At 72.7% G+C, this 20,953-nt stretch carries 19 protein-coding genes; 12 read left to right on the top strand and 7 right to left on the bottom strand.

The genetic code is table 11. The annotated features are described in order from the left end of the window. Window positions 1–59: 59 nt before the first annotated feature. Window positions 60–338, bottom strand: a complete 279-nt coding sequence (locus ACIPSE_RS18015) for a hypothetical protein (RefSeq protein ID WP_401663561.1) — start codon at window positions 336–338, stop codon at window positions 60–62. Window positions 339–370: 32 nt separating this feature from the next. Next, the gene (locus ACIPSE_RS18010) at window positions 371–1,165 is read right to left on the bottom strand and encodes a PspA/IM30 family protein (protein ID WP_401663559.1); all 795 of its coding nucleotides are present in this window, start codon (window positions 1,163–1,165) and stop codon (window positions 371–373) included. A 241-nt stretch (window positions 1,166–1,406) separates the two neighbouring features. Between ACIPSE_RS18010 and ACIPSE_RS18005 the strand changes: the two genes are divergently transcribed. Together ACIPSE_RS18005 and ACIPSE_RS18000 are read left to right on the top strand one after the other, a co-directional pair. Further along, the gene (locus ACIPSE_RS18005) at window positions 1,407–2,045 is read left to right on the top strand and encodes a DUF3043 domain-containing protein (protein WP_401664449.1); all 639 of its coding nucleotides are present in this window, start codon (window positions 1,407–1,409) and stop codon (window positions 2,043–2,045) included. A gap of 83 nt (window positions 2,046–2,128) precedes the next feature. Next, window positions 2,129–2,830: a class I SAM-dependent methyltransferase gene (locus tag ACIPSE_RS18000; RefSeq protein WP_401663557.1), complete on the top strand. Its 702-nt coding sequence runs from the start codon at window positions 2,129–2,131 to the stop codon at window positions 2,828–2,830. 57 nt (window positions 2,831–2,887) lie between these two features. Here ACIPSE_RS18000 and ACIPSE_RS17995 read toward each other — a convergent pair whose 3' ends face one another. Further along, window positions 2,888–3,100: a hypothetical protein gene (locus ACIPSE_RS17995; RefSeq protein WP_401663555.1), complete on the bottom strand. Its 213-nt coding sequence runs from the start codon at window positions 3,098–3,100 to the stop codon at window positions 2,888–2,890. A gap of 113 nt (window positions 3,101–3,213) precedes the next feature. Here ACIPSE_RS17995 and ACIPSE_RS17990 point away from each other — a divergent pair, with 113 nt between their 5' ends. Then, entirely contained in the window at window positions 3,214–4,416 is a 1,203-nt protein-coding gene (locus ACIPSE_RS17990) for a bifunctional adenosylcobinamide kinase/adenosylcobinamide-phosphate guanylyltransferase (protein WP_401663553.1), read from the top strand. On the opposite strand, the gene ACIPSE_RS17985 is transcribed toward ACIPSE_RS17990, so the two are convergent. Further along, window positions 4,405–4,914 carry a methyltransferase domain-containing protein gene (locus ACIPSE_RS17985; protein WP_401663551.1) on the bottom strand — a complete coding sequence of 170 codons (510 nt, stop codon included), beginning with the start codon at window positions 4,912–4,914 and terminating at the stop codon, window positions 4,405–4,407. The genes ACIPSE_RS17990 and ACIPSE_RS17985 overlap by 12 nt on opposite strands. 137 nt (window positions 4,915–5,051) lie before the next feature. On the opposite strand from ACIPSE_RS17985, the gene cobT reads away from it, so the two are divergent. Genes cobT through ACIPSE_RS17970 form a run of 3 tightly spaced genes read left to right on the top strand, consistent with a single transcriptional unit; the run spans window position 5,052 to window position 8,562 of the window. Beyond that, the gene (gene cobT, locus ACIPSE_RS17980; RefSeq protein WP_401663549.1) at window positions 5,052–6,146 is read left to right on the top strand and encodes a nicotinate-nucleotide--dimethylbenzimidazole phosphoribosyltransferase; all 1,095 of its coding nucleotides are present in this window, start codon (window positions 5,052–5,054) and stop codon (window positions 6,144–6,146) included. A 41-nt stretch (window positions 6,147–6,187) separates the two neighbouring features. Then, the gene (locus ACIPSE_RS17975) at window positions 6,188–7,891 is read left to right on the top strand and encodes a phosphatidylglycerol lysyltransferase domain-containing protein (protein WP_401663546.1); all 1,704 of its coding nucleotides are present in this window, start codon (window positions 6,188–6,190) and stop codon (window positions 7,889–7,891) included. Then, the gene (locus ACIPSE_RS17970; RefSeq protein ID WP_401663544.1) at window positions 7,888–8,562 is read left to right on the top strand and encodes a hypothetical protein; all 675 of its coding nucleotides are present in this window, start codon (window positions 7,888–7,890) and stop codon (window positions 8,560–8,562) included. Before ACIPSE_RS17975 ends, ACIPSE_RS17970 begins: the two co-directional genes overlap by 4 nt. Here ACIPSE_RS17970 and ACIPSE_RS17965 read toward each other — a convergent pair. Then, complete coding sequence (locus tag ACIPSE_RS17965) at window positions 8,526–9,266, bottom strand: hypothetical protein (protein WP_401663541.1); 741 nt, start codon at window positions 9,264–9,266, stop codon at window positions 8,526–8,528. The two genes, ACIPSE_RS17970 and ACIPSE_RS17965, sit on opposite strands and share 37 nt — an antisense overlap. Before the next feature lie 69 nt (window positions 9,267–9,335). Here ACIPSE_RS17965 and ACIPSE_RS17960 point away from each other — a divergent pair, with 69 nt between their 5' ends. Further along, a complete protein-coding gene (locus ACIPSE_RS17960) occupies window positions 9,336–10,172 on the top strand; it encodes an adenosylcobinamide-GDP ribazoletransferase (protein WP_401663538.1) in 837 nt (278 codons plus the stop codon). 10 nt (window positions 10,173–10,182) lie between these two features. Here the strand turns inward: ACIPSE_RS17960 and ACIPSE_RS17955 are convergent, their stop codons facing one another. Beyond that, the gene (locus ACIPSE_RS17955; RefSeq protein WP_401663535.1) at window positions 10,183–10,974 is read right to left on the bottom strand and encodes an endo alpha-1,4 polygalactosaminidase; all 792 of its coding nucleotides are present in this window, start codon (window positions 10,972–10,974) and stop codon (window positions 10,183–10,185) included. A gap of 261 nt (window positions 10,975–11,235) precedes the next feature. Between ACIPSE_RS17955 and ACIPSE_RS17950 the strand changes: the two genes are divergently transcribed. The 3 genes from ACIPSE_RS17950 to sucB all read left to right on the top strand — a co-directional run bounded on the left by ACIPSE_RS17950 (window position 11,236) and on the right by sucB (window position 16,312). Then, window positions 11,236–12,756 (top strand): leucyl aminopeptidase, encoded by a 1,521-nt coding sequence (locus ACIPSE_RS17950; RefSeq protein ID WP_401663533.1) that lies wholly within the window; start codon window positions 11,236–11,238, stop codon window positions 12,754–12,756. A gap of 285 nt (window positions 12,757–13,041) precedes the next feature. Then, window positions 13,042–14,430: a dihydrolipoyl dehydrogenase gene (lpdA, locus tag ACIPSE_RS17945; RefSeq protein WP_399965613.1), complete on the top strand. Its 1,389-nt coding sequence runs from the start codon at window positions 13,042–13,044 to the stop codon at window positions 14,428–14,430. 76 nt (window positions 14,431–14,506) lie between these two features. Next, a complete protein-coding gene (gene sucB / locus ACIPSE_RS17940) occupies window positions 14,507–16,312 on the top strand; it encodes a 2-oxoglutarate dehydrogenase, E2 component, dihydrolipoamide succinyltransferase (RefSeq protein WP_401663531.1) in 1,806 nt (601 codons plus the stop codon). Between the two features lie 63 nt (window positions 16,313–16,375). On the opposite strand, the gene ACIPSE_RS17935 is transcribed toward sucB, so the two are convergent. Next, entirely contained in the window at window positions 16,376–17,098 is a 723-nt protein-coding gene (locus ACIPSE_RS17935) for a hypothetical protein (RefSeq protein ID WP_401663529.1), read from the bottom strand. Between the two features lie 213 nt (window positions 17,099–17,311). Here ACIPSE_RS17935 and ACIPSE_RS17930 point away from each other — a divergent pair, with 213 nt between their 5' ends. Beyond that, window positions 17,312–17,941, top strand: coding sequence for a GntR family transcriptional regulator (locus ACIPSE_RS17930; RefSeq protein WP_401663527.1), 630 nt, complete (start codon window positions 17,312–17,314; stop codon window positions 17,939–17,941). A 266-nt stretch (window positions 17,942–18,207) separates the two neighbouring features. Continuing rightward, window positions 18,208–20,913 (top strand): pyruvate dehydrogenase (acetyl-transferring), homodimeric type, encoded by a 2,706-nt coding sequence (gene aceE, locus ACIPSE_RS17925; RefSeq protein ID WP_401663525.1) that lies wholly within the window; start codon window positions 18,208–18,210, stop codon window positions 20,911–20,913. Window positions 20,914–20,953 lie beyond the last annotated feature (40 nt).

Here is a 20,953-nt window from a genome sequence, read left to right as displayed (position 1 = left end):
CCGGAGAACCGGGCCGGTGTGTGGCGGCGGGGTCGGTACAGGGTGGCCCGCCGGAGGCGTCAGCCGGGGATCAGGCCGTCGTCGCTCAGCATGGCGCGGACCTGGTCCAGGGTCGCGTCCGGGGACGGGAGGATGAGGTCCGAGGGTTCCAGGGCGTCGTCCGGGAGGGGGTCGCCGAGCTCCCTGACCTTGGCCAGGAGGGCCTCGAAGGTGCGGTGGAAGCCGGGGCCGTCGCCGTTCTCCATCTCGGCGAGCAGCTCGTCGTCCAGCTCGTCCAGCTCGGTGAGGTGGCTGTCGGCCAGCCTCACCTGCCCCTCCCCCATGATCCGTACGATCATGTCGCCCTCCTAGGCGTGGGTCCCGCCGCTCGTCACTGCTTGTCGAAGCGCGGGGTGTCCTGCGGCTGCTGGGACTGCGGGCGGTTGGTGCCGCCCTCGATGGCCTGCTGGTCGGCGGAGGTCCCGCCGGCGAGCTCGGCCTTCATGCGCTGCAGTTCCAGCTCTACATCCGTACCACCGGAGAGGCGGTCCAGCTCGGCCTGGATGTCGTCCTTGTGGGTGCCGGTGGGGTCGTCGAGGACGCCGGAGGCCAGGAGCTCGTCGATCGCGCCGGCCCTCGCCTGGAGCTGGGCCGTCTTGTCCTCGGCCCGCTGGATGGCCATGCCGACGTCGCCCATCTCCTCGGAGATGCCGGTGAAGGCCTCGCCGATCCGGGTCTGGGCCTGGGCCGCCGTGTAGGTGGCCTTGATGGTCTCCTTCTTGGTCCGGAAGGCGTCCACCTTGGCCTGGAGGCGCTGGGCCGCGAGGGTGAGCTTCTCCTCCTCGCCCTGGAGCGTCGCGTGCTGGGTCTCCAGGTCCGTCACCTGCTGCTGGAGGGCGGCGCGGCGGGAGAGCGCCTCGCGGGCCAGGTCCTCCCGGCCGAGCGCGAGCGCCTTGCGGCCCTGGTCCTCCAGCTTGGACGACTGCGACTGGAGCTGGTTGAGCTGGAGTTCCAGGCGCTTGCGGGACGTGGCCACGTCGGCCACGCCGCGGCGCACCTTCTGGAGCAGCTCAAGCTGTTTCTGGTACGAGTAATCGAGGGTTTCGCGCGGGTCCTCGGCCCGGTCAAGGGCTTTGTTCGCCTTCGCGCGGAAGATCATCCCCATACGCTTCATGACACCGCTCATGGGCTTCGCGCGCCCCCTTCTGACGGACTCCGGGTCCAGCTCTGCGACAGAACCCACAGTACGGGCCCTGCATCCATTGACGCACTGTTCGGGGACTGATGCGCTCATCCCCAAGGACGACTGGGCAAGCCCCTGCTCCGGCGTAAGGAGTAGGTGACCTTCAGGGTGAGCGGCCGGTCACCGACCGTCCCCTCTGTCCCCCTACAGGACGACCGGTGTTGCCGGATCGTTCCCCACCGGGCTGGGGTCCAACCCCGGACACCCCTTACCCTTGGGTTTTGTGTTCCGTAGCCGTGCCACCAAGGATGAGAAGGCCACCACCGCCCAGGCGCAGGTGACCGACTCCAAGCAGCCCCGCGACCCGCAGGCCCCCAAGGGTCGCCCGACGCCCAAGCGCAGTGAGGCCCAGTCCCAGCGCCGCAGCGTCGCCAACACGTCGATGACGCGCAAGGACGCCTCCAAGCGTCAGCGCGAGGAGCGCCGTGCCGCTCTCGACCGCCAGCGCCAGGCGCTGGCCGGCGGCGACGAGCGGTACCTGCCCGCGCGCGACAAGGGCCCCGTGCGCAAGTTCGCGCGCGACTTCGTCGACTCGCGGTTCAACGTGGCGGAGTTCTTCCTGCCGATGGCCGTGGTCATCCTCGTGCTGAGCATGGTCCAGGTGGCCTCGCTGCAGAGCATCGCGCTGCTGCTGTGGCTCGTGGTGATCGTCCTCATCGTGCTGGACTCGTTCCTCACCGTCTTCCGGCTGAAGAAGCAGCTCGCCGAGCGCTTCCCCGACCAGTCGCGTCGTGGCGCGGTGGCCTACGCGCTGATGCGCTCGCTCCAGATGCGCCGGCTCCGGCTGCCCAAGCCGCAGGTCAAGCGCGGAGAGCGGCCCTGAGCACTACGCCGTTCACCGGGGGCGCGGCGCAGGCCTGGCTGACCAAGCTGGGCGGGCTGCGGGATGTCGTACGACAGGAGCTGGTGGCCCGCCAGCTCGACGAGCAGATAGCCGGGCGGTTCCCGGTCGGCCAGCGGCTGCGCGTGCTCGACGTGGGGATGGGGCAGGGGACGCAGGCGCTGCGGCTGGCCCGGGCCGGGCACCAGGTCACCGGGGTCGAGAAGGACGCCACGATGCTCGCGGCGGCGCGGGACGCGCTGGCCGGTGAGCCGGAGGGCATCCGGGAGCGGGTGCGGCTCGTGCAGAGCGACGGGCGCGACACCGGGGTGCACTTCCTGCCGGGCAGTTTCGACGTGGTGCTGTGCCATGGCGTGCTGATGTACGTCGAGGACCCCGACGCCCTGCTGGCGGGGCTGGCGCGGATGCTGGCGCCCGGCGGTCTGGTCTCGCTGCTCGTGCGCAACGCCGACGCGCTGGCCATGCGGCCCGGCCTCGCCGGGGACTGGGCGGTCACCCTTCCGGCGTTCGACTCGGTGTCCTACCGCAACCGTCTCGGGCTCGACGTCCGCGCCGACCGTCTCTCCGCCCTGACGGCCACGCTGGCGGGCATCAGCGCCCCGCTCCAGGCCTGGTACGGGGTGCGTGTCTTCACCGACACCGCCGCCGACGACGCGGAGCTCCCCGAGGACCTGGAGTCCCTGCTGGCCTGCGAGGAGCGGGCCGGGCGGACCGATCCGTACCGGGGTGTCGCGGCGCTGCTGCATCTGTGCGGCGTGCGCGGCTGAGGCGCCCTGACGATGCGGTGCTGGGCGGGGGCGGCCGGGTGGACCGCCCCCCGCCGGTCAGGCCTCTTCGGCGTGCAGGCTCATCGGCCCGTAGATCTTGGTGGCGTCCTCGAAGAGGTGCACCTGGTCGGCGCCGCCCTCCACCAGGTCCTTCCAGACCTCACCGATCCAGGACTCCGCGTCCCCCTGCGTGGTGAACTCCTCGGGGGCCACCGCGGGCTGGACCTCCGTCCCGTCGGTCTTCTCGAACCGCCACGTCCATGCCGCCATGTACGCCTCCCAGGTGTAGGCACGTGCAGAGCAGGAGCCGGATCTTGGTCCGGCTCCTGCCGAGAGCCTATCCGGACGCGCGGCACCTGCGACGACAAGCGAAAATCAGCCTCGTGGAACTGACTCTCCTCGGTACCGGAGCCCCCACGGGTCTCCCCCGTCCCGCCTGTCCCTGTGCCGCCTGCGCCGTGGCGCTCGGCGCCGACGCCCGCGCGGCCACCGCGCTGCTGGTCGACGGCGCGCTGCTGCTGGACCTGACCCCCGGTGCGGCGTTCGCCGCGGCGCGGGCCGGGCATTCGCTGGGCCAGGTGGCGCAGGTGCTGCTGTCGCATCCGCACGACGGTCCGGCCGTGGAGGTCCCGGCGGGGCTGCCGCAGCCCGGACGGGTGCCGGACGGGCGGGAGCTGGCGCTGCTGACGGGGCATCGGGTGCGGGCGGTCGCGATGGACGCGCCGGGCACCGGCTACGCGGTGACCGGGCCGGACGGCCAGCGGCTGCTGTATCTGCCGCCGGGCGGGGCTCCGGCGGGCCTGGAGGAGGGCTCGGGCGACGTCTACGACATGGTGCTGGCCGATGTCGTGGGGCGCCCGGACGCGCTGGCGAAGCTGCGGGCGGTGGGTGCCGTCGGGCCGACGACCGATGTCGTGGCCGTCCATCTGGACCATGACGTGCCGCCGGGCGCCGAACTGCGGCGCCGGCTCGCGGCGGCGGGGGCGCGGGCGGTGCCCGACGGGACGACCCTGGCGGTGGGCGCCTACGGGGAGGTGCCGGACGTGCCGCGCCGGACGCTGGTGCTGGGCGGGGCGCGGTCGGGCAAGTCGCTGGAGGCCGAGCGGCGGCTGGAGTCCTTCCCCGACGTGCTGTACGTGGCGACCGGCGGGACGCGGGGCGGGGACACCGAGTGGGCGTCGCGGGTGTCGGCCCACCGTGAGCGGCGGCCGGGGTCGTGGCGGACCGTGGAGACCTGCGATCTGGTGCCGCTGCTGGCCGAGGACGGGGCGCCGCTGCTGATCGACTGTCTGTCGCTGTGGCTGACGGACGCGATGGACGCCGTCGGCGCCTGGGACGACGCCGAGTGGGCGGGGGGCGGCGAACGCGCCCTGCGGGAGCGGGTACGGGAGTTGACGGAGGCGGTGCGGGCGACGACGCGGACCGTCGTCGCCGTGTCGAACGAGGTGGGGTCGGGGATCGTGCCCGCCACCGCGTCCGGACGCCGCTACCGCGACGAACTCGGGCGTCTGAACGCGGCGTTCGCCGAGCGGTGCGAGCACGTGCTGCTGGTGGTGGCGGGGCAGGCGCTGGCGCTACGCGGGTGACGGGGCGCGCCGGGCGATGATCCGGGTGGTCCTCGACAGGCGGTCCAGGGCGGGGTGACGGTCCGTCGGGACGATCGCGCAGGCGTGGGCGGCGAGTTCGGCGCGGACGGCGTCCGGGCTCGCCGTCTCCACCAGGACGTGGCCGCCGGGGCGCAGGAACGCGAGGGCGGCGCCGAGGTGCTCGGTGGGGCCCAGGAGGCTGATCACGTCGTAGCGGCCGGTCAGGGCCCGGGTGATGTGCGGGTCGGTGGGTGCGCCGACGTGGGCCTCCTCCACCCGGTCGGCGCCGCGGGCGGCCTCCACGCGGCCGGTGGCGTCGAGGCCGTCGAAGGACGTGTAGGGGAACAACTCCTTGGCGGCGGCGGGGAAGTGGGCGTCGCCGGTGGCGATGTCGAGCCAGCTCTCGGGTTCGGCGCCGAGCCGCAGCAGCGCGCGGGCGCTCGCGCGGTGACGCCGTCTTCGGTCGAGTTCGCTGAGACGGGCGCGCAGGCGCTGCATAAGGGCTCCCTGAGACGTACGACAATCCGCTGCAAAACGGAACGTATGGGATCTCGATCTTGGGAGCAACGACGTGCGGTGCGCGTGGTGACCCTGTGGCGCCGTGCTGTTCGAGCGGTGCCGGTACTGTTCGGCGAATGAGCTCGCTTAATCTCGACGACTTCTCCGATCTGATCGAGCGCCCCGACGGCGGTGTGCGCCGCGACGCCGAGGCGCGCCGGGAGCGTCAGATCGTGCCGCCCGGGTCGCTGGGCCGCCTCGACGACCTGGGTGAGTGGCTGGCCGCGGCACAGTCCGCCGTGCCGGTGCGGCCGGTCGAGCGGCCGCGGGTGATCCTCTTCGCCGGCGACCACGGGATCGCCGGACTCGGCGTCTCCGCGCGGCCCGCGGGCAGCGCGAGCGAGCTGGTGCGCGACATCCTGGAGGGCGGGCGCCCGGTGTCCGTGCTCGCCCGGCGGCTCGGGGTGCCGGTGACGGTCGTCGACATGTCGCTGGACTGCGACCCGGAGTCGCTGCCCGCCGAGGTCGTGTCGCACCGGGTGCGGCGCGGCAGCGGCCGGATCGACGTCGAGGACGCGCTGACGCCCGAGGAGGCCGAGGCGGCCTTCCTGGCCGGGGTCGCCGTGGCCGACGCCGAGGCGGACTCCGGCACGGACCTGGTGATCCTCGGCGACGTGAGCGTGGGCGGGACCACCGCGGCGGGCGTGCTGGTCGCCGCGCTGTGCGGGACGGACGCCTCGGTGGTCACCGGGCGCGGCGGGCTGGCCGTCGACGACCTCGCCTGGATGCGCAAGTGCGCGGCGATCCGGGACGCGCTGCGCCGGGCCCGGCCCGTGCTGGGCGACCAGTTGCAGCTGCTGGCGACCGTCGGCGGCGCCGATCTCGCCGCCCTGACCGGGTTCCTGCTCCAGAGCGCGGTCCGCAAGCTGCCCGTCGTGCTGGACGGCGTGGTCGTCGCCGCGTGCGCGCTGGTCGGGCAGCGGATCGCGTTCCGGGCGCCGGACTGGTGGCTGGCCGCGCACGACAGCGGGGAGCCGGGGCAGGCGAAGGCGCTGGACCGGATGGCCCTCGAACCGCTGCTCGACCACGGGGTGCGGGTCGGCGAGGGCGCGGGCGGGCTGCTGGCGCTGCCGCTGGTGCAGGCCGCGGCGGCCCTGGCGGCGGAGCTTCCCGAGCGGCCGGAGCCCGTCGAGGAGAGCGGGGAACCGGAGAAGAAGGACGAGGAGGAGTAGGTCCGACCGAACGGACCAGGGCGCCCATATGATCCCCTCTCATGGGATATGCCCGGTTCGCCGTCTGGTATCTGCGTGTCGTCGCCTTCGTCAACTTCCTCAGCGCGGTGTGGGTCTCCCTGGGGCAGGACGTGCGACGGCACAACCAGCAGGATCTGTTCACTCCGTACCTGCTGACGGCGGGCTTCGCGTCCGGGGTCTTCACCGCCTTCCTCGCGATCACCATGCGGCGGCGCAAGCGGGCCGCGTGGATCCTCAACCTCGCGCTCAGCGGGGCGTTCCTGGCGCTCCTCGCGTTCGCCATGGCGTTCCCGGAGATCCGGCGGCACCCGCAGAACTGGGTGTCGCTGGGCCTCACGGCCGCCTTCACCGGCGCGCTCGTCCTCGGACGGCGGGAGTTCTACGCCAAGGGTGACCGGACCAACCCCCGGCTCGCGGTGTGCGTGGGCGCCGGCGGACTGCTCGTCACCTCGCTGCTCGCGGCGCTGCTGGTGACGGCGACCGGTGACGGGCCGGCCGGCTTCACCGAGCGCTGGCGCTACGCCGCCCTGCGCCTCGTCTCCATCACCGACTTCCACTCCCCCGCCCTCACCACCCCCACCTGGGTCGACGTCACGATCAACGTGCTCAGCACCGCGCTCCTGCTCGTCGTCCTGTACGCCGCGTTCCGCTCCCGGCGGGCCGTCGACCCGCTGACCGACGACGACGAGCGGCGGCTGCGGGAGCTGCTGGACCGGCACGGGGAGCGGGACTCGCTCGGCTACTTCGCGCTGCGCCGGGAGAAGAGCGTTATGTGGTCGCCCAGCGGCAAGGCCGCCGTCGCCTACCGGGTCCTCGGCGGGGTCTCCCTGGCCTCCGGGGACCCGCTGGGCGACCCGGAGGCGTGGCCCGGCGCCATCGGGCCCTGGCTCGCCGAGGCCCGCGCGCACGGCTGGATCCCCGCCGTGATGGGGGCCGGCGAGGAGGCCGGGACGGTGTACGCCCGGCACGGCCTGGACGCGCTGGAGCTCGGCGACGAGGCCGTCGTCGACGTCGCCGGGTTCACCCTGGAGGGGCGCGCCATGCGCACCGTGCGGCAGGCCCACAACCGGGTACGCCGGGCCGGGTACACGGTGCGCGTGCGACGGCACGAGGACATCCCCGCCGACGAGATGGCGCAGTTGCTGCGGCGGGCCGACGAGTGGCGGGACGGGGCCGGGGAGCGCGGCTTCAGCATGGCCCTGGGGCGGCTCGGCGACGGCGCCGACGGACGGTGCCTGATGCTCGAATGCGCCGACGCCTCGGGCGAGCCCAGGGCGCTGCTCTCCTTCGTGCCGTGGGGCCCCAACGGGCTGTCCCTGGACCTGATGCGGCGCGACCGGGACTGCGACAACGGGCTGATCGAGTTCATGGTGATCGACCTGCTGCACCGGGCCCGCGAGATCGGGATCACCCAGGTCTCGCTCAACTTCGCGGTGTTCAGGTCGGTCTTCGAACGGGGCGGCCGGCTCGGCGCGGGTCCCGTGCTGCGGCTGTGGCGGGCGCTGCTGAGCTTCTTCTCCCGCTGGTGGCAGATCGAGTCCCTGTACCGGGCCAACGCCAAGTACCGGCCCGTCTGGGAGCCGCGGTTCCTGCTCTTCGAGAAGAGCGCGGACCTGCCGCGCATCGGGCTCGCCTCGGCACGCGCCGAGGGGTTCCTGGGCGGACCGGCACCGGCCGCCCGTCTGCCGGCACCGCACCGCACGCACCTGGAGACGACTGGATGAGGACCCTCGCCCGCCGGGCCCGCGCCGAATGGGGGCCGCTGTACCTCGCCGTACGCGGACCCCTTCTGCGGCGGCGGTGGCGGGCGGTGCCGATGACGGTCGGCGCGGTGGGTCTGACGGCGCTGCTGCACGTCGTGCACCAGCGGGCGTGGGGTTTCGGCCTGGTCGAGGACGTGGGCGCGGTGCGCGCCGAGGACCCGCTGTGGTCGGCGCTGGCGCGCACACCGCTGTCGCTGTTCGTGCCCGCCCTGGACCTGCCCGTCTGGGGCGCGCTGGCGCAGATCCTGCTGGTGTTCGGGATCGCGGAGATCTGCCTGGGCCGGTCGCGCACCCTGGTCGTGGCCTACGCCGCGACCCTCGCCGGCACCCTGTACGCCCGGCTGGGTGTCCGGCTCGGACCCGGCGCCCCGTTCGGGCTGCCCGGCTCGGACGCCCAGGTCGTCGACACCGGGCCGTCGGCGGCGGTGGTGGGGCTCGCGGTGTTCCTGGCGTGGCGCCACCGGGCGTACGTCACCGGGGGCGCGGTGATCGTGGCGATGGTCGTCGAGGTGCTGGTCAAGGACAACCTGGCGGGCAAGGAACATCTCGCGGCGATCGCGGCGGCGCTGGTGCTGTGCGGGGTCTCGGAGGTGCGTCAGGGCCGGTCGGGCGTGCCGCCGATGAGGTCCTGAAGCCTGCGGGTCCTGGAGGACCAGCGGCGGTCGTGGCGGTAGGCGCGCAGGGTGGAGCGGGCGCGGGCGCGTGGGCGGCGGCGGTAGAAGCGGCGGGCCCAGGGCGAGCCGGGCCGGGCCAGCCGGACGACGCCGATCAGGCCGACGAGGGGCACGACCGCGGCGAAGACCGCCATCCGGGCCTTGCCCTTGAGCAGGACGGCGAGCGCGAAGAGGAAGTTGAACAGCACGGTCGTGATGACGGTGCCCCGGTCCTGGAGTTCCTCCTGGCTCATGTCGTTGACGCCGAGCGGTGAGAACCCGGCGAGCATCAGCCCGACCAGCGCCGCCGTCAGCACGACGACCTCCACGCTCTTGCGGCCCTCCTCGGACCAGTACACGTCGTCGAGGTGCAGGATCAGCGCGAACTCGTCCAGCACCAGGCCCGCGCCGACGCCGAACACCACCGCGAACGCCGCCGAGCCGAAGCCGTGGCGTCCGCTCGCGACGGCGCCGAAGCCGCCGAGGACCGTCAGGATGACGCCCGGCACCACGTGGTGGATGTGCACACCGCCGGTGCTGATGTTGCCGAAGGGCCCCTTGCCCGCCCGGATCATGCGGGTGATGACCCGGGTGACGAGGAAGGTGACCACGAACGCCGTCAGGGCCAGCAGCAGGGGCAGCTTGCCGGGTTCGACGATGTTGCGGTGCAGCCAGGAGCCCATGCGCACAGTGTCCCGGCGGCAGGGGTGGAATGCCTGGTGGGGAGGGCGTCCGGGCTAGTCTGCGGGCCCATGACCCCACCCCCGTCCAAGACCCCACCCCCGTCCCCGAGCCCGCACCCGTCCGGGACCCCGGCGCCGGAGCCCGCTCTTCCCGGACTCCGTTTCGCCTTCGGGACGCTCAGTGTGATCCCGGTGAAGGTCTCCCGCTGGGACCGGGAGGCGGCCCGGGGCGGCATGCTGTGCGCGCCGCTGGTGGGTGCGGTGCTGGGGGCGCTCGCCGCGGGGGCGGGGCTGCTGGCGCTGCTCCTCGGCACGGGGGCACTGCTCGCGGCGGTGGCGTCCGTCGCGGTGCCCGCGGCGCTCACCCGGGGGCTGCATCTGGACGGGCTCGCCGACACCGCGGACGGGCTGGGCAGCGCGAAGCCCGCCGCGGACGCGCTGCGGATCATGAAGCAGTCCGACATCGGACCGTTCGGCGTGCTCACGCTGGTGTTCGCGCTCCTCGCGCAGGTCGCCGCGCTGGCCCGGGCGTACGACGGGTCGTGGGCGCGGGGGGCGGTCGCCGCGGTCGTGGCGGGGTGCGCCGCCCGGCTCGCGATGACGTGCGCCGCCCGGGCCGGCGTGGCGGCGGCCCGGCCGGAGGGGCTCGGCGCGGTGGTGGCCGGGGTGGTGCCCGCGGGGGGCGCGGTCGCCGTGGGCGGGGGTGTGCTGCTGGCCGCGGGCGGCCTCGGGGTGCTGCTCGGGTCGTGGGCGCCCGTCGTGGCGGTCGTGGTCGCCGCCGTGGTGGCCGAGCTGTGGCTGCGGCACTGCGTCCGGCGGTTCGGCGGGGTCACGGGGGACGTGTTCGGGGCGGTCGAGGAGGTCGCCCTGACCGCCGCCCTGGTGGTGTTCGCGTCCGCCCTGTGAGGGCGCGGGGTCAGCAGGCCTTGCGCCAGACCCCCAGTTCGTACTTCTTCAGCAGGGAACTGAGCTTCAGCTTGCGGGAGTCCGCGCAGAACTCGCTCGTGGGCAGCTCGTACTCGACGTGGAAGACGGCCTTGCCGGCCTTGATGAAGGGCGTCATCTCGGCGCACTCCCCGTACTGGGCGCACTGCTCGTTCACCGCGAAGTCGAAGTCGTCGACCAGTTCGGGGATCTGGGGCAGGTCGTTCTTCAGGCCCACGGACATGCCGCGGTCGTGGGTGAGGCGGGCGATCAGGCGGTTGTAGCGGAGCTGGTCGGCCGCGGTGAGGTCGAAGCCGGTGCGGTTCTGGTAGCCGTCCATGTTGTCGGGCTCCACGGCGTCGAAGCCCTTGTCCCGGCACATGTCGATCCGGGCGGCCATGAGGGGTTCGAGGATCTCGGTCTCACGGATGTCGAGCCAGCGTTCGCCGTCCCAGCCGTTGCTCCGGCCGATCACCGACTCGGGGAAGTCGTCGGCGTCGGGGCGCCAGTCCTCCCAGGCGCCGGTCGACAGATAGCAGATGACCTTGCGGCCCTTGTCGTGCAGGGCGGTGACGGCCGCCTCGGTCTGGTCGAAGCCGTCGATGTCGTAGACGGGGACGTCGACGGAGGTGTCGAGGCGTCCGCTGAGCTGCCACTGCCAGTCGACGCCCGGGGCGGGCCGCCAGCGGTCGTCCGGCTCGCTGTCGGGCGCTGTCGTGCAGGCCGCCAGCAGGAGCAGGGCGGTCAGGGGGATCGGACGGAGGGGGCGGAAGCGGCGGCTCAACTCGGTGACTCCAGGGCGTGGGGGCGAGGTACTCCAAGGATGATCACCCATGTCGGGGACGGCACCGAAAGGGGCCGGACGGACAACCGGGAATGAGCGAACCCGCCCCACGCGCGTAGGCTCGATCCACGCGTTCACCGCCCGGGGCCAGGACCCCGGGCGATGCCGCCCCGCAGCGCAGATCTAGGGTCGGCTGACGGGCCCGGTCGACCCACCCGTTCGACCAACTGAACTTCACATCGGAAGCGAGAAATCACCACCGTGACTGCTCTCACTCTCAGCACCGCCGCGGCGCCCGGCCTGCGGGCCGACGCGATCGTGATCGGTGTCGCCAAGGGCGCCGAAGGCCCGGTCGTAGCGCCGGGCGCCGAAGCCGTGGACAAGGCCTACGACGGCACGCTCGCCGGCGTCCTGGAGACCCTCGGTGCCTCCGGCGCCGAGGGCGAGGTGACGAAGCTGCCGGCGCCGTCCGGTTTCAAGGCCCCGCTCGTCCTCGCCGTCGGCCTCGGCGCGGAACCCGCCGCGGACGCCTCCTTCGACGCCGAGACCCTGCGCCGCGCCGCCGGTACCGCCGCCCGCGCGCTGCACGGCGCCAAGAAGGCCGCGTTCGCGCTGCCGGTCGGCGACGCCGCGGACGCCGGCGCGGTCGCGGAGGGCGCGCTGCTCGGCGCGTACTCCTTCGACGCGTACAAGGACAACGGCAAGGACCCGAAGAAGGCCAAGGGTCCGCTCGCCGAGGTCGCCCTGCTCGGCGGCAAGCCGCGCGACAAGGCGTACAAGGCCGCCGTGGAGCGCGCCCTCGCCGTCACCGAGGAGCTGAACCGTTCCCGCGACCTCATCAACACCCCGCCGAACGACCTCTACCCGGAGGCCTTCGCCGCCGTCGTGCAGGCCGCGGCCAAGGAGCACGGCCTCAAGGTGCAGGTGCTCGACGAGAAGGCCCTGATCAAGGGCGGCTACGGCGGCATCCTCGGGGTCGGCGGCGGCTCCGAGGCCACCCCGCGGCTGGTGAAGCTGTCGTACACGCACGCCAAGGCGGACAAACACCTCGCGTTCGTCGGCAAGGGCATCACCTACGACTCGGGCGGCATCTCGCTGAAGCCCGCCGGTCACAACGAGACGATGAAGTGCGACATGAGCGGTGCCGCCGCCGTGTTCGCCGCCGTCGTCGCCGTGGCCCGGCTCGGCCTCCAGGTCAACGTCACCGGTTGGCTGGCGCTGGCCGAGAACATGCCGTCGGGCTCGGCCGTGCGCCCGGGTGACGTGCTGCGCATGTACAGCGGCAAGACCGTCGAGGTCCTCAACACCGACGCCGAGGGCCGTCTCGTGCTCGCCGACGCGCTGTGGGCCGCCTCCGCGGAGAAGCCCGACGCGATCGTCGACGTCGCGACGCTGACCGGCGCGATGATGCTGGCGCTGGGCAGCCGGACGTACGGCATCCTGGCGAACGACGACGCCTTCCGCACGGCCGTGCACGAGGCCGCCGAGGAGGTCGGCGAGCCGTCGTGGCCGATGCCGATGCCGGAGCACCTGCGCAAGGGCATGGACTCGCCGACCGCCGACATCGCCAACATGGGTGAGCGGATGGGCGGCGGTCTGGTGGCCGGGCTCTTCCTGCGCGAGTTCGTGGGCGAGGGCATCACCTGGGCGCACCTCGACATCGCCGGGCCGGCCTTCAACGAGGGTGGCCCGTTCGGGTACACCCCCAAGGGCGGTACGGGCACGGGTGTGCGGACGCTGGTGCGGCTGGCGGAGCTGACGGCCTCCGGCGACCTGGGCTGACGTTCGCCCGGCAGCTCGGGCACCTGGAGTGCGCGGGCGACTGCGGGCCGGTCGTGGCCGGTCGCGCAGTTCCCCGCGCCCCTGGGGGACCACGGCCCCCCATTTCCCATGTGAGCGTGTGGTGTCTCACACCCCGGCCCGGCGTCTCGTTCGGTCCCGACAGGTGCGAAGATGGGCTCGGCAGGACAGGGCCCCCACCACAGGGCCGGAGAAAGAGCGGCCGGACACCAGCCGCCGACCGGTCACCGCTGACCGGCGTAGGCGCACATGCATGGAGGACGTGACGTGGCGAACGACGCCAGCACCGTTTTCGACCTAGTGATCCTCGGCGGTGGTAGTGGCGGTTACGCCGCGGCCCTGCGCGGGGCGCAGCTTGGCCTGGACGTCGCCCTGATCGAGAAGGACAAGGTCGGCGGCACCTGCCTGCACCGGGGATGCATCCCCACGAAGGCCCTGCTGCACGCGGGCGAGATCGCCGACCAGGCCCGCGAGAGCGAGCAGTTCGGCGTGAAGGCCACCTTCGAGGGCATCGACATCGCCGGTGTCCACAAGTACAAGGACGGGGTCATCTCCGGCCTGTACAAGGGTCTCCAGGGGCTTGTCGCCTCCCGGAAGGTCACCTACATCGAGGGTGAGGGACGGCTCTCCTCCCCCACCTCCGTCGACGTGAACGGCCGGCGTGTCCAGGGCCGCCATGTCCTGCTGGCGACCGGCTCCGTGCCGAAGTCGCTGCCGGGCCTGGAGATCGACGGCAACCGGATCATCTCCTCGGACCACGCCCTCGTCCTGGACCGCGTGCCGAAGTCCGCGATCATCCTGGGCGGCGGCGTCATCGGCGTCGAGTTCGCCTCCGCCTGGAAGTCCTTCGGCGCGGACGTCACCGTCATCGAGGGCCTCAAGCACCTCGTCCCGGTCGAGGACGAGAACTCCTCCAAGCTTCTTGAGCGCGCGTTCCGCAAGCGCGGCATCAAGTTCAACCTGGGCACCTTCTTCTCGAAGGCCGAGTACACCGCCGACGGCGTCAAGGTCACCCTCGCCGACGGCAAGGAGTTCGAGGCCGAGGTCCTGCTGGTCGCGGTGGGCCGCGGGCCCGTCTCCGCCGGTCTCGGCTACGAGGAGCAGGGCGTCGCGATGGACCGCGGCTACGTCCTGGTCGACGAGTACATGCGGACGAACGTCCCCACGATCTCCGCCGTCGGCGACCTCGTCCCGACGCTCCAGCTCGCGCACGTCGGCTTCGCCGAGGGCATCCTGGTCGCGGAGCGTCTGGCCGGCCTCAAGGCCGTCCCGATCGACTACGACGGTGTCCCCCGCGTGACCTACTGCCACCCGGAGGTCGCCTCCGTCGGCATCACCGAGGCCAAGGCCAAGGAGATCTACGGTGCGGACAAGGTCGTCGCTCTGAAGTACAACCTGGCGGGCAACGGAAAGAGCAAGATCCTCCAGACCGCGGGCGAGATCAAGCTCGTCCAGGTCAAGGACGGTGCCGTGGTCGGCGTCCACATGGTCGGCGACCGGATGGGCGAGCAGGTCGGCGAGGCCCAGCTGATCTACAACTGGGAGGCGCTGCCGGCCGAGGTCGCCCAGCTCATCCACGCCCACCCGACGCAGAACGAGGCGCTCGGCGAGGCCCACCTGGCCCTGGCGGGCAAGCCGCTGCACGCGCACGACTGATCCCTCGGTCGACCGAAGCATCCGCGTCCCAGCGACGTCACAGACTTTCCGCAATTCGTAAGGAGCAACCGAAACCATGGCGGTTTCCGTAACCCTTCCGGCGCTCGGCGAGAGCGTCACCGAGGGCACTGTCACCCGCTGGCTGAAGGCCGAGGGTGAGCGAGTAGAGGCCGACGAGCCGCTGCTCGAGGTGTCGACCGACAAGGTCGACACCGAGATCCCCTCCCCCGCGGCCGGCATCCTGGCCTCGATCAAGGTCGCCGAGGACGAGACCGTCGAGGTCGGCGCCGAACTGGCCGTCATCGACGACGGCACGGGCGCGCCCGCCGCCGCCCCGGCGCCCGCCGCCGAGCCCGCCGCGGCTCCGGCCCCCGCCGCCCCGGCCCCGGTGGCCGAGGCCCCCGCGGCTCCGGCCGCCCCCGCCGAGCCCGCCCCCGCCGCCGCGCCGGCCGGTGCCGCGTCCGGCACGGACGTGGTCCTCCCGGCGCTCGGCGAGTCCGTCACCGAGGGCACCGTCACCCGCTGGCTGAAGTCGGTCGGCGACAGCGTCGAGGCCGACGAGCCGCTGCTGGAGGTGTCGACCGACAAGGTCGACACCGAGATCCCGGCGCCGGTCGCCGGTGTCCTGCTGGAGATCACCGTCGGTGAGGACGAGACGGCCGAGGTCGGCGCGAAGCTCGCCGTCATCGGTGCGGCGGGTGCGGCTCCGGCCGCTGCCGCCCCGGCCGCCCCCGCCGCCCCGGCTCCGGCTCCCGCCGCGCCCGCCGCGCCCGCCGCCCCGGCCGCCCCCGTGGCCCCGCCAGCCCCCGCGCCGGTGGCTCCGGCCGCCCCCGCGGCTCCCCCGGCCCCGGCCCCGGTGGCCGCCGCCCCGGCTCCGGCGCCCGCCGCACCGGCGCCGGCCCCGGTCGCGCCCGCCGCCCCGGCTCCCGCCGCCACCTCCGGTGACGACGGCGCCTACGTCACCCCGCTGGTGCGCAAGCTCGCCGCCGAGCACGGTGTCGACCTGGCGTCCGTCAAGGGCACCGGCGTCGGCGGCCGTATCCGCAAGCAGGACGTCGTCGCCGCCGCCGAGGCCGCCAAGGCCGCCGCCGCTGCCCCGGCTCCCGCCGCCGCTCCGGCCGCGTCCGCCGCGAAGAAGGCCCCCACCCTGGAGGCCTCCCCGCTGCGCGGCCAGACCGTCAAGATGCCGCGCATCCGCAAGGTCATCGGCGACAACATGGTCAAGGCGCTGCACGAGCAGGCGCAGCTGTCCTCGGTCGTCGAGGTCGACGTCACCCGTCTGATGCGGCTGCGCGCGCAGGCCAAGGACTCCTTCGCCGCGCGCGAGGGCGTCAAGCTCTCCCCGATGCCGTTCTTCGTGAAGGCGGCGGCCCAGGCGCTGAAGGCGCACGCGCCGATCAACGCCAAGATCAACGAGGCAGAGGGCACGATCACCTACTTCGACACCGAGAACATCGGTATCGCGGTGGACTCGGAGAAGGGCCTGATGACCCCGGTCATCAAGCACGCGGGCGACCTGAACATCGCCGGCATCGCCAAGGCCACGGCCGACCTGGCGGGCAAGGTCCGCGCCAACAAGATCACCCCGGACGAGCTGTCCGGCGCGACCTTCACCATCTCCAACACCGGTTCGCGCGGCGCGCTCTTCGACACGATCATCGTGCCGCCGGGCCAGGTCGCGATCCTCGGCATCGGTGCCACGGTCAAGCGCCCGGCCGTCATCGAGACGGAGGAGGGCACGGTCATCGGCATCCGCGACATGACGTACCTGACCCTGTCCTACGACCACCGTCTGGTCGACGGCGCCGACGCGGCCCGTTACCTGACGGCCGTCAAGGCGATCCTGGAGGCGGGCGAGTTCGAGGTCGAGCTCGGCCTGTAGGGCTCATCCGCCCCGAGGGTGTGCACGGTGCCCCGTCCGGATTCCGGGCGGGGCACCGTCGTGTCACCTGGGGCTCAGCCGCCGGTCGGACCAGCCCCACAGCTCCTCCACCCACACGTTGGGCACGGACAGCCTCGGCGCGGGCGTGAGTCCCTTCGTGCGGTACGCCTTCAGGACGTCGTAGGTGGCGTCCAGGCAGTCCCGGGAGGTGAGTTCGCCGGTCCTCGGGTCGACGCCGACCAGGAAGCCGCGCGCCTCGACCGTACGGATCATGGCGCGGGCCCGGCGTACGTCATGGGTGGCGGACGCCGTGCAGCGGTAGCGGCTGTAGGGATGCTCGGAGGTTCCCGGGTAGTGGGCGTCCGTGGACATGTCGTCGAGCATGCGCCGGTAGGTGCCCTCCGCGTGCCAGGCCCCGATGTCGCCGCCCGGCGGGGTGTACAGCCCGCCGCCGGGGTTCTCGACGGCGCCGTAGACCCAGCGCCCGGTCCCGGGCACCTCGAAGCCCCAGCCGACGTGGCCGAACTTCTGGGCGCCGTCGGGCTTGACGAACACGCAGGCCGCGCCGCCGGTCCGGGCCGCGCCCGCCATACCCGTGACCGCCTCCGCCCCACCCGCTTCCGTGCCGCTCGCCTCCGCCCCACCCGCTTCCGTGCCGCTCGCCGCCGTGCTGTGCGCCGCCGTGTGGGCCGTCGCCCGTTCGGCCGTCTGTCCGCAGCCCGTGACGGCGGCGAGCGCGCCGATCACCGCCATGGCCGCCAGTGCCCGTCGTCCCCCGATGCGCATGCCGTCCCCCTGTGGTGCGAAGGAGCGCCCCCTGCGGAAACCCCCGCCCTGGGCGACACACCTGACGGGACCGGGGTTCCGCGTCTTGACAGAAGCCGCGCGACTGCGAGCGTGTAAGTCTCGTCTCACCTGCATGAAAGCGCCCCCGTGCGCCCCTCCGGGACGGGCCCTCGGCCTTATTGTCTAAACGTCAAACGCCCTTAAGGAGCTCTCATGACCGCGCCCGTCGTCCACTCGCTGCGCGAACAGATCCGCGAGCACATCGTGGAGGGGATCGTGAGCGGGCGCTGGAAGCCGGGCGAGCGGATCGTGGAGCGGCGGATCGCCACCGAGCTGGAGGTCAGCCAGACCCCGGTGCGGGAGGCGCTGCGCGAGCTGGAGTCGCTCCGGCTGATCGAGTCGGCGCCGAACAAGGGCGTGCGGGTGCGCAACCTCACGGCGGCCGACCTGGAGGAGAGCTACCCGGTGCGGGCGGGCCTGGAGGCCATCGCCGCCGAACTGGCCGCCGAGCGGCTCGCCGGGGACTGCTCCGCCCTGGAGCCGCATGTGGCCGCGCTCTACGACGCCGACCGCGCCGCGGACGGCACGGGCCAGGTGCGGCACACGGTCGCCTTCCACCGGGAGATGGTCCGCGCCGCGGGCAACTCCGTGCTGCTGCACACCTGGGAGGGGCTCGGCATCGAGGTGTTCACGGCGCTGTCGATCCGCTGGCTGGGGACCGTGCAGCAGTCGTACGCGGAGGAGCACGAGGAGCTGGTGCAGGCGTTCCGGCGCCGGGACCCGCGGATCGCGGAGCTGGTGAAGGCCCACGTGCTGGGCTGCGCGCCCCGTCACGAGGGCTGAGCACACTCGCGCTCATACGTGCCCTCACCTGCGAAAACAACCCCCAAAAGGCGTCACCCGGTGCCATCCGCCGAGGCACCCCGTGCCTACTTTCTCCCGATCGGGAAGTTTTGGCCGTGAACCCTTTGATCGATCATCGATCAGCGAGTTACAGTCACCGACGGACTTCCACCGAAGTCCGACGCCCTGTCCTGCCAAAGACCAAGGGCACCCCCGAAGACCCTGCCTGATTGAGGGAACCCCCTTCGACCGAGGAAGGCGGCGACATGACCGACCCCTACGCCACCCAGCCGAGCGAGCTCGACCAGCTCCCGGACCGCGACCCCGAGGAGACCGCCGAATGGCAGGCCTCACTGGACGCGGTCGCCAAGGCGGCCGGCCCGCACCGTGCCGCGTACCTGATGCGCCGCACGCTGGAGAGGGCAGAGGGCAACGGCATCGCGCTGCCGAAGCTCCTGGAGACCGACTACGTCAACACCATCCCCACCTCCGCGGAGCCGGGCCTGCCCGGTGACCCGGAGCTGGAGACCCGGATCACCGCGTGGAACCGCTGGAACGCGGCGGCGATGGTCACCCGGGGCAGCAAGTACGGCGTCGGCGGCCACATCGCCACCTTCGCCTCCGCGGCCTGGCTCTACGAGACCGGCTTCAACCACTTCTTCAAGGGCAAGGAGGCGGACGGCTCCGGCGACCAGCTCTACATCCAGGGCCACGCCTCCCCCGGCATCTACGCCCGCGCCTTCCTCGACGGCCGGCTGAACGAGTCCCACCTGGACAACTTCCGCCGCGAGTCCGGGGGCGGCGGCCTGCCGTCCTACCCGCACCCGCGCCGGCTGCCCTGGCTGTGGGAGTTCCCGACCGTCTCCATGGGTCTCGGTCCGCTCTCCGCCATCTACCAGGCCCGCTTCAACCGGTACCTCACCGCGCGCGGCATCAAGGACGTCTCCCAGTCGCACGTCTGGGCCTTCCTCGGCGACGGCGAGATGGACGAGCCGGAGTCGACCGCCGCCCTCGCGCTCGCCGCCCGCGAGGGTCTGGACAACCTGACCTTCGTCATCAACTGCAACCTCCAGCGCCTCGACGGCCCGGTCCGCGCGAACTTCAAGATCGTGCAGGAGCTGGAGGCCCAGTTCCGCGGCGCCGGCTGGAACGTCGTCAAGTCCCTCTGGGGCAGCGCCTGGGACGAGCTGTTCGCGCTCGACACCACCGGCGCACTGGTCCGCCGGCTGCGCTCGGTGCCCGACGCGCAGGTGCAGACGTACCAGACGCGCGACGCCGCCTACATCCGCCAGGACTTCTTCGGCGCCGACCCCGCGCTCGCCGAGATGGCGAAGCTGCTGTCCGACGACAAGATCCTGGAGTGCTTCCACTTCTCGCGCGGTGGTCACGAGGCGCGCAAGGTGTACGCCGCGTACCGGGCCGCCGTCGAGTTCAAGGGCGCGCCGACCGTGATCCTCGCCCAGACGGTCAAGGGCAACACCCTCGGCGAGGGCTTCGCGTCGAAGAACGCCAACCACCAGATGAAGAAGCTCACGGTGGACGAGTTCAAGACGATGCGTGACCTTCTCGAACTCCCCATCTCCGACGCCCAGTTCGTCGACGGGGTGGTGCCCTACGGTCACCCCGGCGCCGACTCCCCCGAGGTCCGCTACCTCCAGGAGCGGCGTGCCGCGCTCGGCGGTCCGGCCCCGGCCCGCCGTACGCACGCGCTGGCGCCGCTGCCCGCCCCCGCCGAGAAGGCCTTCGCCTCCTTCGACAAGGGGTCCGGCACCCAGAACGTGGCCACCACCATGGCCTTCGTCCGGCTCGTCAAGGACCTGGTCCGCGACAAGGAGACCGGGAAGCGCTGGGTGCCGATCGTCCCCGACGAGGCGCGCACCTTCGGCATGGAGAGCCTCTTCCCCTCCCTCGGGATCTACTCCCCCAAGGGCCAGACGTACGAGCCGGTCGACCGCGACCAGCTCATGTACTACAAGGAGGCCAAGAACGGCCAGATCCTCAACGAGGGGATCACCGAGGCCGGTTCGATGGCCGACTTCATCGCCGCGTCCACCGCGTACGCGACGCACGGCGAGGCGATGATCCCGTTCTACATCTTCTACTCGATGTTCGGCTGGCAGCGCACGGCCGACCAGATGTGGCAGCTCGGCGACCAGCTCGGCCGCGGCTTCCTCGTCGGCGCCACCGCCGGCCGGACGACGCTGACCGGTGAGGGCCTCCAGCACGCGGACGGGCACTCCCCCGTCATCGCGGCGACCAACCCGGCGGCGCTGACGTACGACCCGGCGTTCGCGTACGAGGTGGCGGCGATCGTCAAGGACGGTCTGCGCCGCATGTACGGCGAGGCCGCGCCGGACGAGGACCCGAACGTCTTCTACTACCTGACGGTCTACAACGAGCCGCTGCCGCAGCCCGCCAAGCCGTCCGTCGCGGGCGTCGACGAGGGCATCGTCAAGGGCCTGTACCGGTTCAACACGGCCGAGTCGGCGGGGCTGAACGTGACGGCGGCCAACGCCCCGCGCATCCAGCTCCTCGGTTCGGGCACCGCGATCCACTGGACGCTCCAGGCGCAGCGCCTGCTCGCCGAGGAGTGGGGGGTGGCCGCCGACGTGTGGTCCGCGACCTCCTGGTCCGAGCTGCGGCGCGACGCGCTGGAGGCCGACGCGGCGCTCCTGCGCGGCGAGGAGCGGGTGCCGTTCCTGCGCCAGGCGCTCCAGGGCGCCGAGGGTCCGGTGCTCGCCGTCTCCGACTACATGCGCCAGGTCCCCGACCAGATCGCGCAGTGGGTCGAGCAGGACTGGTCCTCGCTGGGCGCCGACGGCTTCGGTCTGTCGGACACCCGTGACGCGGCCCGCCGCCACTTCGGTGTCGACGCGCAGTCGATCGTCGTCGCGGCCCTGGCCCAGCTCGCCCGGCGCGGCGAGGTCAAGGCGACCGCGATGAAGGAAGCACGCGAGAAGTACGGCCTGTAGCCGGCCGTTCCCCGACAGGGCCCCACCACCGGTGGGGGCC

The sequence above is a fragment of the Streptomyces sp. NPDC090106 genome, assembly GCF_044747265.1.
Classification (GTDB): domain Bacteria; phylum Actinomycetota; class Actinomycetes; order Streptomycetales; family Streptomycetaceae; genus Streptomyces.
The sequence above is the reverse complement of the archived record's forward strand: the minus strand, read 5'-3'. Positions and strand labels throughout refer to the sequence as shown.

What these genes read in the sequence shown, in the direction of transcription:
- ACIPSE_RS17985 (WP_401663551.1), bottom strand. Translation starts at nt 4,914, where the DNA reads ATGCAGCGCCTGCGCGCCCGTCTCAGCGAACTCGACCGAAGACGGCGT.
- ACIPSE_RS17970 (WP_401663544.1), top strand. Translation starts at nt 7,888, where the DNA reads ATGAGGACCCTCGCCCGCCGGGCCCGCGCCGAATGGGGGCCGCTGTAC.
- ACIPSE_RS17995 (WP_401663555.1), bottom strand. Translation starts at nt 3,100, where the DNA reads ATGGCGGCATGGACGTGGCGGTTCGAGAAGACCGACGGGACGGAGGTC.
- cobT (WP_401663549.1), top strand. Translation starts at nt 5,052, where the DNA reads ATGAGCTCGCTTAATCTCGACGACTTCTCCGATCTGATCGAGCGCCCC.
- ACIPSE_RS17930 (WP_401663527.1), top strand. Translation starts at nt 17,312, where the DNA reads ATGACCGCGCCCGTCGTCCACTCGCTGCGCGAACAGATCCGCGAGCAC.
- ACIPSE_RS17975 (WP_401663546.1), top strand. Translation starts at nt 6,188, where the DNA reads ATGGGATATGCCCGGTTCGCCGTCTGGTATCTGCGTGTCGTCGCCTTC.
- ACIPSE_RS17965 (WP_401663541.1), bottom strand. Translation starts at nt 9,266, where the DNA reads ATGGGCTCCTGGCTGCACCGCAACATCGTCGAACCCGGCAAGCTGCCC.
- ACIPSE_RS17960 (WP_401663538.1), top strand. Translation starts at nt 9,336, where the DNA reads ATGACCCCACCCCCGTCCAAGACCCCACCCCCGTCCCCGAGCCCGCAC.
- ACIPSE_RS18015 (WP_401663561.1), bottom strand. Translation starts at nt 338, where the DNA reads ATGATCGTACGGATCATGGGGGAGGGGCAGGTGAGGCTGGCCGACAGC.
- aceE (WP_401663525.1), top strand. Translation starts at nt 18,208, where the DNA reads ATGACCGACCCCTACGCCACCCAGCCGAGCGAGCTCGACCAGCTCCCG.
- ACIPSE_RS18010 (WP_401663559.1), bottom strand. Translation starts at nt 1,165, where the DNA reads ATGAGCGGTGTCATGAAGCGTATGGGGATGATCTTCCGCGCGAAGGCG.
- sucB (WP_401663531.1), top strand. Translation starts at nt 14,507, where the DNA reads ATGGCGGTTTCCGTAACCCTTCCGGCGCTCGGCGAGAGCGTCACCGAG.
- ACIPSE_RS17935 (WP_401663529.1), bottom strand. Translation starts at nt 17,098, where the DNA reads ATGCGCATCGGGGGACGACGGGCACTGGCGGCCATGGCGGTGATCGGC.